Origin of the sequence: Vibrio scophthalmi LMG 19158 (assembly GCF_000222585.1) — a bacterium.
Lineage (GTDB): Bacteria > Pseudomonadota > Gammaproteobacteria > Enterobacterales > Vibrionaceae > Vibrio > Vibrio scophthalmi.
Window position 1 is genome coordinate 68161 of sequence record NZ_AFWE01000144.1, and the last position, 14799, is coordinate 82959.

Below are 14799 nucleotides of genomic sequence, written 5' to 3' on the forward strand. Positions count from 1 at the left end.
AATCGGCTTTATTGTAAAAGGGCCAAGAATAGCCGTTTATGTTTGATAATATCGTGTTGAAACATGTTTTTTATTTACTTAAAGGCTTTTTAACAAGTGAGTGATGCCGATTTTACTGCTTATGGATGACAAATTGAGTGATCTCAGCGTTTGTGGCGAAGAAAATGTGAATTTGCTCTGAGTTGAGTGATAGAATGATGCAATGAGCGAAATTAGAACCCAAGTCCAGTTTGTCGATATCGACCAAGATATGGCAGGCCAGCGCATTGATAACTTTCTGCGCAATCAATTGAAAAGCATCCCGAAAAGCATGGTTTATCGTATCGTGCGTAAAGGGGAAGTTCGTGTTAACAAGAAACGCGTAAAAGCGGAATACAAATTACAAGCTGGAGACGTGGTGCGGATTCCACCGGTGACGGTAGAAGAGAAAGCGCCGGAAGTAGCACCAAGTACCAAGCTTAATAAAGTGGCTGAATTAGAAGATATGATCATCTATGAAGATGAACATATGTTGATCCTAAATAAGCCATCAGGTACCGCCGTTCATGGTGGCAGTGGCTTAAAGTTTGGCGCGATTGAAGCACTGCGTGCTTTGCGCCCGCAAGCGCGATTCCTTGAGCTTGTTCACCGCATTGACCGCGATACTTCAGGTATTTTGTTGGTGGCGAAGAAGCGTTCCGCGCTCCGTCATTTACAAGCTCAATTCCGTGAAAAGACGGTACAAAAGTATTATTTCGCGTTGGTGATGGGGGAGTGGAAAGCGAGCTGCAAAGTCGTTAACGCACCATTGCTGAAGAACGAAGTGAACAGTATCGTGCGAGTGAATCCAAACGGCAAACCGTCAGAAACGCGTTTTAAAGTGCTGGAAAGATTCCCTGATGCGACTTTGATTCAAGCCAGTCCAATTACGGGACGTACGCACCAAATCCGCGTGCACGTACAGTACGCTGGTCACCCAATTGGTTGGGATGATCGCTATGGTGATCGCCGTTTTGATGCCTACACAGCAAAAGTGGGTCTTGATCGTCTGTTCTTACATGCGGCCAATATTAAGTTCCAACACCCATCGAATGATGAGTGGATGGAAATCAATGCGCCAATGTGTAAAAAACTCGAAGGCGTGTTGGCTGGATTAAGAAAGCTTACGAAGAATTGAGAATTGAGACGGTAGCGTCGACAAAATAGAGTTGAGATTTTTGAATCGAGATTCGATAGATTGGGAGCGGACAGCTCCCTTTTTTATTTTATTGCTTAGATTCCCTACAGGGCTGAAAGCCCGTAGTCTCGCTTCTCGCTTCTCGCTTCTCGCTTCTCAAATCTCAAGCGAAGCGCCTTTAATTCTCGCTTTCTCAAAGCACAGCAAACCCTTGTGCTTCAAGCATATCAATAAGGTCAATCAAGGGTAGGCCAACCAATGTGTTGGGGTCTTTACCCTCTAAGCGTTCAAACAGTGCGATACCCAACCCTTCACTTTTGAAGCTGCCGGCACAGAAGAAGGGCTGTTCTTTATCAACATAACTTTCGATTTGCGCCGTGGTCAGTTGGCGAAAATGCACCACAAATGTATCAAGTTTAACCTTGGTTTCTTGGGTTTTGCTATTGTGCAGTGCGAGCCCGGTATAAAAAATGATACTTTTACCACTTTGGCGGCGAAGTTGTTCGATAGCACGCTCACGAGTATGTGGTTTGCCAATAATCTCACCATCAATCACACAAACTTGATCGCTGCCGATGATTAATGTGGTCTTTTCCTCATCACTGATATCGCTAGGACAAGATTGCGCTTTGCCTTGAGCTAAGCGCAAAACTAATGCACTTGGTGACTCTCCGTCTAAAGGGGTTTCATCAAAATCAGGACTGGCGGTTTTAAACGGAATTGCTAGTTTATTGAGCAGTTGTTGTCTAAAAGGTGAGGTTGAAGCTAAAACTAGTTGGTAATTTGGCATTTTTATTTACAATCGCAATAGGCTTTGATTGAAGCATAATAGATATTATGGCGCTTATGATAGCGCTCTTGGTGGAAAGGAAAAAAAGTATAACTTTTTAGCCTTTTTCTTTGACTCTAAACAATTTGGAAGATAGAATTTGCGCCCTATGCAAAAGGTAAAAATACCGCGAACGGTTGATCCCGCGAGAACTGCTCAAAAGCGATTGGATATAGATGGTATCATTCAAACCAGTCTCCTAAAGCGTTTAAGTGCAACAACCGAAGGCGTAAAACGCGACGCGCAAGTCTCATTGTCATTTGGGCTTGATGAACAGCGACTCGTCGTTATCTCTGGTAAAGCTAACGTCGAAGTTGATTTAGAGTGTCAACGTTGTAATAAGGTTTTCGCACATCAGTGTGAAGTTCAATTCACTTATACTCCTGTTTACAGCGAGAAGAGTGAAGAAGAAGCACCGGAAGAGTACGATTTGGTAGATCTAAACGAGTACGGTGAAGTAGATCTTATTCAATTAGTTGAAGACGAGTTCATCCTTGGATTGCCTCTAGTAGCAATGCATGACGAAGCGGATTGTAGCGTTAACTCAAATAACATGGTGTTTGGTGAAATTCCTGAAGAAATTGAGGAAGAAAAGAAACCGAATCCATTTGATATCTTAAAAAGCTTAAAGCGCTAACTTATCAATAAGTAAGTATCTTTAGGAATTTACATAGGAGTAGGGTCAATGGCCGTACAAAAGAGCAAGAAATCACGTTCAATGCGTGGCATGCGTCGTTCACACGATGCGCTTACTACAGCTGCACTTTCTGTAGACGCAACTTCAGGTGAAACTCACCTACGTCACAACGTGACTGCCGAAGGTTTCTACCGCGGCAAAAAGGTTATCAACAAGTAAGGTTGACCTTTGCATAATATAACCGTTGCGCTTGATGCAATGGGCGGTGATTTCGGTCCCCGTGTTACAGTGCCTGCCGCCGTGCAGGCACTGTCGTATTTCCCAGAGCTAAAAGTGGTCCTACTAGGTGATCGGACTTCGATCACATCTCAATTATCTAATCTTGGTTATCAGCCAGATGCTCGGCTGAGCATTAAACACTGTGACCGAGTGATCTCCAATTCAGAAAAACCTTCTCTAGCATTACGTAATGGCCAAGACAGCTCTATGGGTCGAGCGATCGATCTCGTTTCAGTCGGCCAGGCTGATGCATGCGTAAGTGCGGGTAATACAGGCGCATTGATGGCGTTGTCACGCTTTCGTCTAAAACTATTACCGGGTATCGAACGACCAGCATTAGTTTCTGCACTGCCAACCGTTTCTGGCAATCGAACGTGGATGTTGGATCTCGGCGCGAACGTGTCGAGTGACGCCGATTCGCTATTTCAATTTGCCATTATGGGCAGTGCTCTCGCTGAACAATACTTACAACGCCCGCCTAGGGTTGCGATTCTCAATATCGGCGCTGAAGAAATAAAAGGTAATGATCTTGTCAAGCGTTGTGCGGAAATGCTATCGCAAACTCAGTCGGTCAATTTTGTCGGCTATATTGAAGGTAATCAGTTATTGCATGATGCCGCTGACGTCGTTGTTTGCGACGGTTTTGTCGGTAACATCTGTTTAAAAACATGCGAAGGAACCGCGCAACTTTTTATTGATAGATTGAAATCGTATATGATGGCTTCATCAATAAAGGGCTGGATTGCAAGAAAATTGTTTTCTGGGTTATTTAATGAACTAAAAACATTGAACCCCGACCAGTATAACGGCGCAAGTTTGCTAGGATTGCGCGGCATTGTAATAAAAAGCCACGGAAGTGCTGATGTAGAGGCGGTCGTCAACGCAATTGGCGAAGCCCTGCATGAGGTCAAACGACAGGTACCAAGCCGTATTAGCGATCGTTTGGAAGCGGTTTTACTCGAGAGGCACTATTAGTCTTCATGTATAGCAAAATATTAGGTACTGGCAGCTACCTGCCATCTCAGGTGCGTACTAACGCAGACCTAGAGAAAATGGTAGACACATCAGATGAGTGGATTGTCGCTCGTACTGGTATTAAAGAACGCCGCATCGCTGCTGAAGATGAGACTGTTGCCGACATGGCTTACCATGCCGCGCTAAACGCGATCGAAATGGCCGCTATCGACAAAAACGATATCGATATGATCATCGTGGCGACGACCAGCAGCAGCCATACATTCCCATCGTCGGCGTGTCAGGTTCAGGGCATGCTAGGCATTAAAGGTTGCCCAGCATTCGATCTTGCAGCGGCATGTTCAGGCTTTGTTTATGCTTTGTCTATTGCTGATCAACACATTAAAACGGGTATGTGTAAAAACATCTTGGTGATTGGTGCTGATGCATTGTCGAAAGCGTGTGACCCGACGGATCGCTCTACCATTATCCTATTTGGTGATGCTGCGGGTGCGGTTGTCGTTGGCGCAAGCGAAGAGCCGGGCATCTTGTCGACTCATATTAATGCTGATGGTGCGTTTGGTGATTTATTAAGTCTACCGGTTGCTGCTCGTGATGGTTCAGATGCTGATAAGTGGCTGTACATGGCGGGTAATGAAGTCTTTAAAGTGGCGGTAACCCAGCTCTCTAAGCTAGTTAAAGACACGCTTGAAGCCAACAATATGCATAAGTCTGAACTGGATTGGTTGGTACCACACCAGGCGAACTACCGCATCATTTCAGCGACGGCTAAAAAGCTATCGATGTCACTAGACCAAGTTGTGCTGACGCTTGATAAGCACGGCAACACTTCAGCGGCGACAGTACCAACTGCGCTGGATGAAGCGGTTCGTGATGGTCGTATTAAACGTGGTCAAACGTTACTACTAGAAGCGTTTGGTGGCGGCTTTACTTGGGGCTCTGCGCTCGTTAAGTTCTAAGTCAACAGAATTCAAAATTAAGGTGCACATAGGTGCATCTTTTCTTTCTTACTTTGTTTTAAGGAAAAGAACATGAGCAAGTTTGCTATCGTATTTCCCGGTCAAGGTTCACAAGCATTAGGTATGCTTGCAGAGCTTGGCGCACAATATGACGTAGTTAAACAAACTTTTGCCGAAGCTTCTGAAGCACTAGGTTACGATCTTTGGGCTTTGGTTCAAGATGGTCCTGTAGAAGATTTAAACCAAACTTTCCGTACTCAACCAGCACTATTGGCTTCGTCAGTAGCGATTTGGCGTGTATGGCAAGAGCTTGGCCTAGAGCAGCCTGCAAACCTTGCTGGCCATAGTCTAGGTGAGTACTCAGCGCTGGTTTGTGCGGGTGTTATCGACTTTAAACAAGCGATTAAATTGGTTGAGCTACGTGGTCAACTAATGCAAGAAGCGGTACCAGCAGGTACGGGTGCAATGTACGCGATCATCGGGCTTGATGACGCCGCAATTGCAAAAGCGTGTGAAGAGGCAGCGCAAGGTGACGTGGTTTCTCCAGTAAACTACAACTCGCCAGGCCAAGTGGTTATCGCAGGCAGCAAAGAAGCGGTTGAGCGCGCAGGCGTATTGTGTAAAGAAGCGGGCGCGAAACGTGCATTGCCGCTTCCTGTTTCAGTGCCATCGCACTGTGCACTAATGAAGCCAGCAGCCGACAAGCTTGCGATTGCACTAGAAGAAATCGTATTCAATACTCCTCAGCTACCAGTGATCAACAATGTTGATGTGATGGCTGAAGTAGAACCTGAAAAAATCAAACTTGCACTCGTTCGCCAGCTATACAGCCCAGTTCGTTGGACTGAGTGTGTGGAACTGATGAGTGAGCAAGGTGTTGAAAAACTGTTTGAAGTTGGTCCTGGTAAAGTACTGACTGGTCTAACAAAACGTATTGTTAAGACATTAGATGCAGCAGCAGTGAACGACATTGCGTCGCTTGAAGCAGCAAAGTAAACACTGCTAAGTAATCGAAAGGAACGAAGATAATGATGAATCTAGAAGGCAAGATTGCCCTAGTGACTGGCGCAAGCCGTGGTATCGGTCGTGCGATCGCTGAGCTTCTTGTTGAGCGCGGTGCAACGGTAATTGGTACTGCAACGTCTGAAAGCGGCGCTGCGGCAATCAGCGAATACCTTGGCGACAATGGCAAAGGTCTCGCGCTAAACGTAACGGATGTAGAGTCTATTGAAGCGACACTAAAAACCATCAATGATGAGTTTGGTGTGATCGATATTCTTGTCAACAACGCTGGCATCACCCGTGATAACCTGCTTATGCGCATGAAAGACGATGAGTGGAACGATATTATCGATACCAACTTAACGCCTATTTTCCGTATGTCTAAAGCAGTACTGCGTGGCATGATGAAAAAACGTGCTGGTCGTATCATCAATGTAGGTTCAGTGGTTGGTACGATGGGTAACGCAGGTCAAACTAACTACGCAGCAGCAAAAGCGGGTGTGATTGGCTTTACTAAGTCTATGGCACGCGAAGTCGCTTCACGTGGCGTAACGGTAAACACTGTAGCTCCGGGTTTCATTGAAACTGACATGACTAAAGCATTAAATGATGACCAACGTGCAGCGACACTTGCTAACGTTCCTGCTGGTCGTCTAGGTGATCCTCGTGAAATTGCGTCGGCTGTTGCATTTTTAGCATCGCCAGAAGCGGCGTACATCACAGGTGAAACTTTGCATGTCAATGGCGGCATGTATATGGTTTAATAGCCAAGTTCGAAAAAGCTTTGCTGATATTCCAGATTAACGTCTTTCTATCAGTAAAGTGTGAAACTTGCTATTGAATTGCACAACAATTGTGCATGACTTAAGTCAAAGTTGTATTGAATTTCGGTTAAAATCGCTAAAATTGTGGTTTGACCAGCAAGGTCCCCCTTGCAACTTTCAATAGTTCTAATAAACTACGGAATCATCGCATTAGGCGAAATCTGTAAAGGAAAAGAAAAATGAGCAACATCGAAGAACGCGTAAAGAAAATCATTGTTGAACAGCTAGGTGTGGACGAAGCAGAAGTTAAAAACGAAGCTTCATTTGTTGACGATCTAGGTGCTGATTCTCTAGACACTGTTGAACTAGTAATGGCTCTAGAAGAAGAATTCGACACTGAGATTCCAGACGACGAAGCTGAGAAGATCACTACTGTTCAAGCTGCAATCGACTACGTGAACAGCGCTCAGTAATATCTCCCCCAGGCGGCCTTCTGGCCGCCTGAGTTCTTTTTTAACTCTTCTATCTCTCTCATAGAATCATTTCATTTCCCGGAGAATAAAATCGTGTCCAAGCGTCGTGTTGTTGTCACTGGCATGGGTATGTTGTCACCGGTAGGCAACACTGTTGAATCATCATGGAAAGCCCTGCTCGAAGGTCAAAGCGGTATCGTTAATATCGATCACTTTGATGCTACTAATTTCTCTACTCGCTTTGCTGGCCTAGTTAAAGACTTTAACTGCGAAGAGTACATGTCTAAGAAAGATGCACGTAAAATGGATTTATTTATCCAGTACGGTATCGCAGCGGGCATTCAAGCTCTAGACGACTCTGGCTTACAAATTAATGAACTAAACGCTCCTCGTGTGGGTGTAGCGATTGGTTCGGGTATCGGCGGTCTTGACCTGATTGAAAAAGGTCACGATGCACTGATCGAAAAAGGTCCACGTAAAGTTAGCCCATTCTTTGTACCATCAACCATCGTAAATATGGTTGCGGGTAACCTATCTATCATGCGTGGTTTGCGCGGCCCTAACATCGCTATCTCAACAGCGTGTACCACTGGCCTGCACAACATCGGTCATGCGGCTCGAATGATCGCTTACGGCGATGCAGACGCAATGGTAGCAGGTGGTTCTGAGAAAGCGTCTACGCCTCTTGGTATGGCTGGCTTTGGTGCGGCAAAAGCATTATCGACTCGTAACGATGAGCCACAAAAAGCTTCTCGTCCTTGGGATAAAGACCGTGATGGTTTTGTTCTTGGTGACGGTGCAGGCATGATGGTTCTCGAAGAGTACGAACACGCGAAAGCGCGTGGTGCTAAGATTTATGCTGAGCTTGTTGGCTTTGGTATGTCTGGTGACGCTTACCACATGACGTCTCCAACGCCTGACGGCTCTGGCGGTGCGCTTGCGATGGAAGCGGCGATGCGTGACGCAGGCATTGTTGGTACTCAAGTGGGTTATGTAAACGCACATGGCACATCAACACCGGCAGGTGACGTGGCTGAAATCAAGGGTGTTAAACGTGCTCTTGGTGAAGAAGGCTCGAAACAAGTAAAAGTATCATCAACGAAATCAATGACAGGTCACCTATTGGGTGCTGCAGGTTCAGTTGAAGCGATCATTACTGTGTTGTCTCTTGTTGACCAAATCGTACCACCAACGATCAACCTCGATAACCAAGAAGAAGGTTTAGATATCGATCTTGTTCCACATGTTGCTCAAAAAGTAGATATGGAATATGCGATCTGTAACTCTTTCGGTTTCGGCGGTACGAACGGTTCACTGGTCTTCAAAAAGATTTAATCGAACTAACCCAAAATATCAGGACTCGCAGCGTTGTTCGCGGTAAGTCCAATTATCTTGGGTAAAGTATGAAGATATGATAAAACGGCTCAATGCTTTTGGCATTGGGCCGTTTTTTATTTTAGGGACTGATTGTGTTTTGGCTTAACGGACAACCTGCAGATTCAATTTCTCTTCTCGATCGTTCTTTTCAATATGGTGACGGTGGCTTTACTACCGTGCTTACCGAGCATGGTAAGCTTTGCCAGTGGTCCTATCATAAACAGCGTATGCAAGCATGCTTAACCGCGCTTGCAATTGAACAGCCGGATTGGCAGCAGGTCGAGCAATGGATGATGCAGGCTGCGAGCTTAGACTCAAAGGCTGGATTGAAATTACATATTAGCCGAGGTGAAGGCGGGCGCGGTTATAGCCCTACTCAAGTGAGTGCCGCTAATGTTACTATTAGCGACTTTGCCTATCCTGCACATTATCCGCAATGGCACCAACAGGGAATAACACTTGGCGTGAGTCAGGTTAAGCTAGGGCTAAATCCACTTTTAGCCGGCCATAAGCATAATAATCGACTCGAACAGATTCTGGTTAAAGCGGATTTGGAGAACTCGGGTGCGATGGATGGCTTGGTGCTGGATCTTAATAACCATGTTATTGAAACCAGTATGGCGAATGTTTTCTGGCGTAAAGACGATCAACTCTATACTCCAAGCTTGGCCATGTCTGGCGTGGCGGGTGTCGCGAGGAGAGTGGTGTTAGAGTTTGTGCAAAGTGCAGGTATGAGTGTTGCAATAGGCGAATATGATTTGAGCCATATATTAGATGCCGATGAAGTGTTTATTACTAACTCTTTATTGGGCGCAGTGCCTATTCGGGCGATTGAAAGTCATAGGTTCCCTATAGGAACATTGACACGACGTATTCAGGAGATGTTAGCCTCGTGATTAAGAAGATCACTTTTTTGCTTATTTTACTTGCGGTGATCGCCGCAGGCGCCTTTTTCTATGTGACTAAGCAAGTTGAACAGTTTGTTAGCCAACCTTTGCAATTGTCACAAGAGCAAATTTTTACCGTTAAGCCAGGTTCCAGTTTTGCCCGCGTGCTTAATCAACTTATTTCTGAAAAGCTAATTGAATCGAATGATGTGATGCCACTAGTGCGTCGTTTTCATCCTGAACTGACACAAATTAAAGCGGGAACCTACCTGATCACGCCAGAGATGAATCTGACTCAGGCGCTATTGTTGTTTAAGACCGGTAAAGAGCATCAATTTTCCCTGACGTTTGTCGAAGGGTCTCGTTTTAGTGAATGGCGAACCATTTTAGAAAATGCGCCATATCTTGAGCATAAAACGTCTGCAATGTCGGAAGCGGAAATCGCGAAACAGTTGGGTATTGAACACGACAAGCTCGAAGGTTTATTTTTGGCGGAAACGTTCAATTACACCTACGGAACGTCAGATCTTGATATTCTTAAACGTTCATCAGACAAGTTAAAATCGGTACTCGATGCTGCATGGCAAGCGCGCCAAGAGAAATTACCGCTGAAAACACCTTATGAAGCGCTGATCTTAGCGTCGATTATCGAAAAAGAAACTGCGGTGGAGTCAGAGCGTGAACGTGTCGCATCTGTGTTTGTTAACCGCTTAAACAAGCGCATGCGTCTGCAGACCGATCCAACGGTGATTTATGGCATGGGTGATAAGTACGATGGTAATATTCGTAAGAAAGATCTACGCACACCGACACCATACAACACCTATACCATCTCAGGATTACCACCAACGCCAATTGCGATGGCGGGTGAAGCGTCAATTTTGGCGGCATTGAATCCTGAAAATAGTAAATACTACTACTTTGTCGCGAGCGGCAAGGGTGGTCATGTATTTTCGAAAACGTTGGCCGAACACAACCGAGCGGTTCGTGCTTACTTAAAACAATTAAGAAGTAATAAATAACTCATGAGCCAAGCTAAATTTATCGTTATTGAAGGCCTTGAAGGGGCGGGTAAGAGCACTGCTATCCAAGCGGTCCTTGCAACACTGCAATCGGCGGGAATTGATTCTATCCAAAATACTCGCGAACCTGGCGGCACTCAGTTAGCTGAAAAACTGCGTGAGTTGGTGAAACAAGAGCATGAAGGTGAAACGCTGCAAGATATGACCGAACTGCTACTGATGTATGCAGCTCGTGTTCAGCTGGTTGAAAATGTAATTAAACCTACGCTTGCTGCGGGGACTTGGGTGGTCGGTGATCGCCATGATATGTCTTCTCAAGCCTATCAAGGCGGTGGTCGTCAAATTGCTCGTGAAACCATGCAATCACTGCGCGATACTACGCTAGGGGCTTTTAAGCCTGACTTTACTCTCTATCTAGACATCGACCCACGCATCGGTTTAGAACGCGCTCGTGGACGCGGAGAGCTCGACCGTATTGAAAAAATGGACATGAGTTTTTTCGATCGCTCTCGAGAGCGTTACCTAGAGATCGCGAATAGTGATGACTCTGTGGTCATCATTAATGCCAATCAAAGCATGGATGAAGTCGCAGCGGATATTCACTCTGCACTGCAACAGTGGCTGGAATCAAACTAATGTCACCGCTTTATCCTTGGTTCGCACCACTGTGGCAGCAATGGCAAGCGCACTTAGAGCAAGATCGTTTTCCTAATGCCGCTTTGTTGATCGCTAAAGCGGGTCTTGGGGTCGATCAACTGGTGAGTCAATTTAGTCAGGCGGTAATGTGCAGCAATTATGCAGCAGAGCCGTGTGGGTTTTGCCATAGCTGTCAGCTGATGGCTTCGAGCAACCATCCTGACTTTCATCGAGTAGTGCCTGAAAAAGAAGGCAAAGCCATTACGGTTGATCAGATTCGTCAATGTAATCGTGTTGCACAAGAGTCTTCTCAACTCGCGGGTTATCGCTTGATTGTCATTGAGCCTGCAGAAGCGATGAACGAGTCGGCTGCCAATGCTTTGCTAAAAACATTGGAAACGCCATCAGCAAAGTGTCTATTTTTATTGGTCGCAACATCCGCGAGTCAGCTATTACCCACTATCACCAGTCGTTGCCAACAATGGCATGTTGGAGAGCCGGATTCAGTCGTGTTAACTCAATGGTTGGCTGAACAGACAGAGCTGCCAGTGCCTGCTTATGCTGCGCATCTTAATGGTCATTCACCGTTGCAAACCCTGCGCTTCATTGAAGGTAAAGAGCAAAGCCGCTACCAAGCTATTGAACAACAGCTTTTAGCGGTGACTCGCCAACAAGGTGACGTGGTGAAATTGGCAAAGGAGTTGGCAACTGAAACCGAGCAGTCACTGAGTTGGTTGTGGTATCTGCTGACAGATGCGCAAAAATGCCATTTCGGCCTGGCTTTACCGACCGCGATCCCTGGAGCGAGTGTACTTGCGCAACAGGTGAGTTATGACCTGCTCTATACTCAGTCTGAAGCATTGCGCGAGTTGATTGAGCAGCTTACTACGCACTCGGGGCTTAACCGAGAGCTACTTATTCTAGATTGGCTAATTAAATTTAACGGGGAAGTATGTTTGTAGATTCTCATTGCCATCTCGATAAACTGGATTATCAAGATCTACACCAAGGAATTGGTGACGTTGTGGCGAAAGCGAAGGCGGCGAATGTCACTGAGCTACTGTCTGTTGGTGTTACCCTCGATGCGTTTCCTAATATGATGGAAATGATCGCCCCTTACGATAACGTCTATGCGTCATGCGGTGTTCATCCTTTGGACGTTGAAAGTGATTTTTCATTTGAGTTGATGCATCAATATGCTTCTCACACCAAAGTGGTGGCGATTGGTGAGACTGGCCTTGATTATCACTACCAACCGGAAACCAAAGCACTTCAGCAGCAGCGTTTTGAGCAGCAAGTTGCGTTAGCGGTGGAGCTTAACAAGCCGCTGATCATTCATACTCGCAATGCCCGTGAAGATACCCTCGATATTTTGCGTCGAGGCGGTGCAGAAAAATGCGGTGGTGTGATTCACTGTTTTACGGAAGACTTAGCGTTTGCTCAAGCGGCGATGGAGCTTGGATTTTATATCTCTATTTCAGGTATCGTAACATTCAGACAGGCAACCGAGCTGAAAGAGGTAGTAAAAGCCCTGCCTTTAGAGCGCCTATTGATTGAAACGGATTCTCCTTACCTTGCGCCGGTGCCACATCGTGGAAAACAGAACCAGCCCGCTTATGTGGTTGAGGTTGCGGCATACATTGCTCAACTGCGCGGTATATCCTTAAGTGAAGTTGGCCAAAAAACCAGCGATAATTTCCGGAATCTTTTTTTGAGATAGAAATCATTCATTGTTTAAAAAAGGAGCGAAAGCTCCTTTTTTTTGTGCTTGAAATCACAGCTAAACGTTTACACTCGTCATGTTTACCAAAAATGTTGAATTTATTGGTCGCTTCACTATGAATTGTAAATTCGTTACAAAAAATAACAATCGGGTCTATTTTATTTACCCAGTAAAATTAATTCCCAAGCCTGCATTAACCATAAAATTCAACAACTTGCGTCAGTGTAATCCATTCCATTTACAAAAAATGCGTGTGATCTATCTATTACTTTGAAATTAAATTGACCAAGCGCCTAGAAAGTGCGGCGAGTATCAAGATATATTTAGAGCCAGAAAATATAACGTAACAAGTGGTTACATTTTCTATGGGTGCTAACATTTAGGCTACGGGGGTGTGCCGTTAGAGCCCAGATAACTCTAATAATTCTTTCAGGAGCATATACATGTTTAAGAACCTTTTTGCTAACCTGCAAAAAGTAGGTAAGTCTCTGATGCTACCAGTATCAGTACTTCCTGTTGCAGGTATCCTACTTGGTGTGGGCGCAGCCGATCTTAGCTTTATCCCAGACATCGTTTCTAATCTAATGGAACAAGCGGGTGGCTCAGTCTTCGGTCAAATGGCATTGCTATTTGCTGTGGGCGTAGCGCTTGGCTTTACAAATAACGACGGTGTAGCAGGTCTTGCTGCAATCGTTGGTTACGGCATCATGACAGCGACGCTTGGCGTAATGGCTGGTGTGATGGGTGTTGAGAAAATCGACACAGGTGTACTTGGTGGTATCCTTGTTGGTGGTGTGGCTGCTTGGGCATTCAACCGCTTCTTCAAGATTCAGCTTCCTGAATACCTTGGTTTCTTCGCTGGTAAGCGTGCTGTGCCAATCATCACTGGTTTTACAGCGATCGGCCTTGCAGTTGTGCTATCTGTTGTATGGCCACCAGTTGGCGGTGCAATCTCAGCATTCTCTGATTGGGCTGCACACCAAAACCCACAACTAGCGTTTGGTATTTACGGTGTTGTTGAACGTACACTTATCCCATTCGGTCTTCATCACGTGTGGAACGTACCATTCTTCTTTGAAGCGGGTACTTGTGTAAACGCAGCTGGCGAAACACAAAACGGTGTTCTTACTTGTTACCTAGTTGCTGACGAAGTTTCTCGTGCAGCAGGCAATGGCTTCGGTCAGCTAGCTGGCGGCTACATGTTCAAGATGTTCGGTCTACCAGCGGCAGCAATCGCGATTGCTCATTGTGCTAAACCTGAAAACCGCGCGAAAGTAATGGGTATCATGGCATCAGCTGCTTTGACTTCATTCCTTACCGGTATCACTGAGCCAATCGAATTCTCATTCCTATTCGTAGCGCCAATCCTATACGCAATCCACGCTCTACTAGCGGGTTCTGCATACGTATTGGCTAACACGCTAGGTTTTGTACACGGTACTTCATTCTCTCACGGTTTGATTGACTTCCTAGTACTATCTGGTCACGCTCAAAAAATGGGTCTGATGGTTGCTTGTGGTCTAGCTTACGCTGCGATTTACTACATCGTATTCCGCACTGTAATCACAGCACTTGACCTAAAAACTCCAGGTCGTGAAGATGATTCAGAAGAAGCAGTAGCAGTAACTGGTTCAGAAATGGCTGGTGAGCTTGTTGCAGCGTTCGGTGGTAAAGAAAACATCACTGGTCTTGATGCATGTATCACTCGTCTACGTGTTGCTGTTGCAGATACTGCAGCGGTTGACCAAGACAAACTTAAACAGCTAGGCGCAGCAGGTGTTGTTGTCGTAGCTGGTGGTGTTCAGGCTATCTTCGGTACTAAGTCTGACAACCTAAAAACTGACATGGATGAGTGGATTCGTAACCACTAATCGATATCAATACCTTCCCCTATAGGTATCAATATAAAAGGAGGCTTTAGCCTCCTTTTTTTACGTCTGGGGATTGCCGTTTGTTGTCGTGGTAAATGCGATTTTTTTGTTATTTTGAGTTGATTCCGTAGGGACAACCAAACCACCCTAATGATCGCTTTCTCGCTTTCTCGCTTTCTCGCTTTCTCGCTTTCTCGCTTTCTCGCTTT

The 14799-nt window shown here is 45.6% G+C and carries 16 protein-coding genes; 15 read left to right on the top strand and 1 reads right to left on the bottom strand.

Going from position 1 to position 14799, the window contains the following annotated elements; translation table 11 throughout:
- The first annotated feature begins 202 nt into the window (after nucleotides 1-202).
- Entirely contained in the window at nucleotides 203-1156 is a 954-nt protein-coding gene (gene rluC / locus RH88_RS11135) for a 23S rRNA pseudouridine(955/2504/2580) synthase RluC (RefSeq protein ID WP_005595951.1), read from the top strand.
- Nucleotides 1157-1349: 193 nt separating this feature from the next.
- Here rluC and RH88_RS11140 read toward each other — a convergent pair whose 3' ends face one another.
- Nucleotides 1350-1946, bottom strand: a complete 597-nt coding sequence (locus RH88_RS11140; RefSeq protein ID WP_005595952.1) for a Maf family protein — start codon at nucleotides 1944-1946, stop codon at nucleotides 1350-1352.
- Between the two features lie 148 nt (nucleotides 1947-2094).
- Between RH88_RS11140 and yceD the strand changes: the two genes are divergently transcribed.
- From yceD to ptsG, 14 genes are all read left to right on the top strand, one after another.
- Nucleotides 2095-2622, top strand: a complete 528-nt coding sequence (yceD, locus tag RH88_RS11145) for a 23S rRNA accumulation protein YceD (RefSeq protein WP_005595954.1) — start codon at nucleotides 2095-2097, stop codon at nucleotides 2620-2622.
- Nucleotides 2623-2670: 48 nt separating this feature from the next.
- Nucleotides 2671-2841 (top strand): 50S ribosomal protein L32, encoded by a 171-nt coding sequence (gene rpmF, locus RH88_RS11150; RefSeq protein WP_004737376.1) that lies wholly within the window; start codon nucleotides 2671-2673, stop codon nucleotides 2839-2841.
- Between the two features lie 9 nt (nucleotides 2842-2850).
- Complete coding sequence (gene plsX / locus RH88_RS11155) at nucleotides 2851-3876, top strand: phosphate acyltransferase PlsX (RefSeq protein ID WP_005595956.1); 1026 nt, start codon at nucleotides 2851-2853, stop codon at nucleotides 3874-3876.
- 5 nt (nucleotides 3877-3881) lie between these two features.
- On the top strand, nucleotides 3882-4835 hold the full coding sequence (locus tag RH88_RS11160; protein WP_005595958.1) for a beta-ketoacyl-ACP synthase III: 954 nt from the start codon (nucleotides 3882-3884) through the stop codon (nucleotides 4833-4835).
- 72 nt (nucleotides 4836-4907) lie between these two features.
- Entirely contained in the window at nucleotides 4908-5831 is a 924-nt protein-coding gene (gene fabD / locus RH88_RS11165; RefSeq protein WP_005595960.1) for an ACP S-malonyltransferase, read from the top strand.
- A gap of 35 nt (nucleotides 5832-5866) precedes the next feature.
- Nucleotides 5867-6601 carry a 3-oxoacyl-ACP reductase FabG gene (fabG, locus tag RH88_RS11170; RefSeq protein ID WP_038219961.1) on the top strand — a complete coding sequence of 245 codons (735 nt, stop codon included), beginning with the start codon at nucleotides 5867-5869 and terminating at the stop codon, nucleotides 6599-6601.
- 239 nt (nucleotides 6602-6840) lie between these two features.
- Nucleotides 6841-7074, top strand: a complete 234-nt coding sequence (acpP, locus tag RH88_RS11175) for an acyl carrier protein (protein WP_005595964.1) — start codon at nucleotides 6841-6843, stop codon at nucleotides 7072-7074.
- Between the two features lie 93 nt (nucleotides 7075-7167).
- Complete coding sequence (gene fabF / locus RH88_RS11180; protein WP_005595966.1) at nucleotides 7168-8409, top strand: beta-ketoacyl-ACP synthase II; 1242 nt, start codon at nucleotides 7168-7170, stop codon at nucleotides 8407-8409.
- Between the two features lie 134 nt (nucleotides 8410-8543).
- On the top strand, nucleotides 8544-9347 hold the full coding sequence (gene pabC / locus RH88_RS11185) for an aminodeoxychorismate lyase (RefSeq protein ID WP_005595968.1): 804 nt from the start codon (nucleotides 8544-8546) through the stop codon (nucleotides 9345-9347).
- Nucleotides 9344-10360 carry an endolytic transglycosylase MltG gene (gene mltG, locus RH88_RS11190; RefSeq protein WP_005595969.1) on the top strand — a complete coding sequence of 339 codons (1017 nt, stop codon included), beginning with the start codon at nucleotides 9344-9346 and terminating at the stop codon, nucleotides 10358-10360. The genes pabC and mltG overlap by 4 nt, the downstream gene beginning before the upstream one ends.
- Before the next feature lie 3 nt (nucleotides 10361-10363).
- Nucleotides 10364-10996 carry a dTMP kinase gene (gene tmk, locus RH88_RS11195; RefSeq protein ID WP_005595971.1) on the top strand — a complete coding sequence of 211 codons (633 nt, stop codon included), beginning with the start codon at nucleotides 10364-10366 and terminating at the stop codon, nucleotides 10994-10996.
- Nucleotides 10996-11958, top strand: coding sequence for a DNA polymerase III subunit delta' (holB, locus tag RH88_RS11200; protein ID WP_005595973.1), 963 nt, complete (start codon nucleotides 10996-10998; stop codon nucleotides 11956-11958). The genes tmk and holB overlap by 1 nt, the downstream gene beginning before the upstream one ends.
- Complete coding sequence (locus RH88_RS11205; RefSeq protein ID WP_005595975.1) at nucleotides 11949-12716, top strand: TatD family hydrolase; 768 nt, start codon at nucleotides 11949-11951, stop codon at nucleotides 12714-12716. Before holB ends, RH88_RS11205 begins: the two co-directional genes overlap by 10 nt.
- Nucleotides 12717-13162: 446 nt before the next feature.
- Entirely contained in the window at nucleotides 13163-14590 is a 1428-nt protein-coding gene (gene ptsG / locus RH88_RS11210; protein ID WP_005595976.1) for a PTS glucose transporter subunit IIBC, read from the top strand.
- Nucleotides 14591-14799: the final 209 nt, after the last annotated feature.

Excerpts from the sequence above, each read along its gene's own strand:
- yceD (WP_005595954.1), top strand. The coding sequence starts at position 2,095 with ATGCAAAAGGTAAAAATACCGCGAACGGTTGATCCCGCGAGAACTGCT.
- rluC (WP_005595951.1), top strand. The coding sequence starts at position 203 with ATGAGCGAAATTAGAACCCAAGTCCAGTTTGTCGATATCGACCAAGAT.
- tmk (WP_005595971.1), top strand. The coding sequence starts at position 10,364 with ATGAGCCAAGCTAAATTTATCGTTATTGAAGGCCTTGAAGGGGCGGGT.
- acpP (WP_005595964.1), top strand. The coding sequence starts at position 6,841 with ATGAGCAACATCGAAGAACGCGTAAAGAAAATCATTGTTGAACAGCTA.
- RH88_RS11160 (WP_005595958.1), top strand. The coding sequence starts at position 3,882 with ATGTATAGCAAAATATTAGGTACTGGCAGCTACCTGCCATCTCAGGTG.
- ptsG (WP_005595976.1), top strand. The coding sequence starts at position 13,163 with ATGTTTAAGAACCTTTTTGCTAACCTGCAAAAAGTAGGTAAGTCTCTG.
- fabD (WP_005595960.1), top strand. The coding sequence starts at position 4,908 with ATGAGCAAGTTTGCTATCGTATTTCCCGGTCAAGGTTCACAAGCATTA.
- RH88_RS11140 (WP_005595952.1), bottom strand. The coding sequence starts at position 1,946 with ATGCCAAATTACCAACTAGTTTTAGCTTCAACCTCACCTTTTAGACAA.
- fabG (WP_038219961.1), top strand. The coding sequence starts at position 5,867 with ATGAATCTAGAAGGCAAGATTGCCCTAGTGACTGGCGCAAGCCGTGGT.
- rpmF (WP_004737376.1), top strand. The coding sequence starts at position 2,671 with ATGGCCGTACAAAAGAGCAAGAAATCACGTTCAATGCGTGGCATGCGT.
- RH88_RS11205 (WP_005595975.1), top strand. The coding sequence starts at position 11,949 with ATGTTTGTAGATTCTCATTGCCATCTCGATAAACTGGATTATCAAGAT.
- holB (WP_005595973.1), top strand. The coding sequence starts at position 10,996 with ATGTCACCGCTTTATCCTTGGTTCGCACCACTGTGGCAGCAATGGCAA.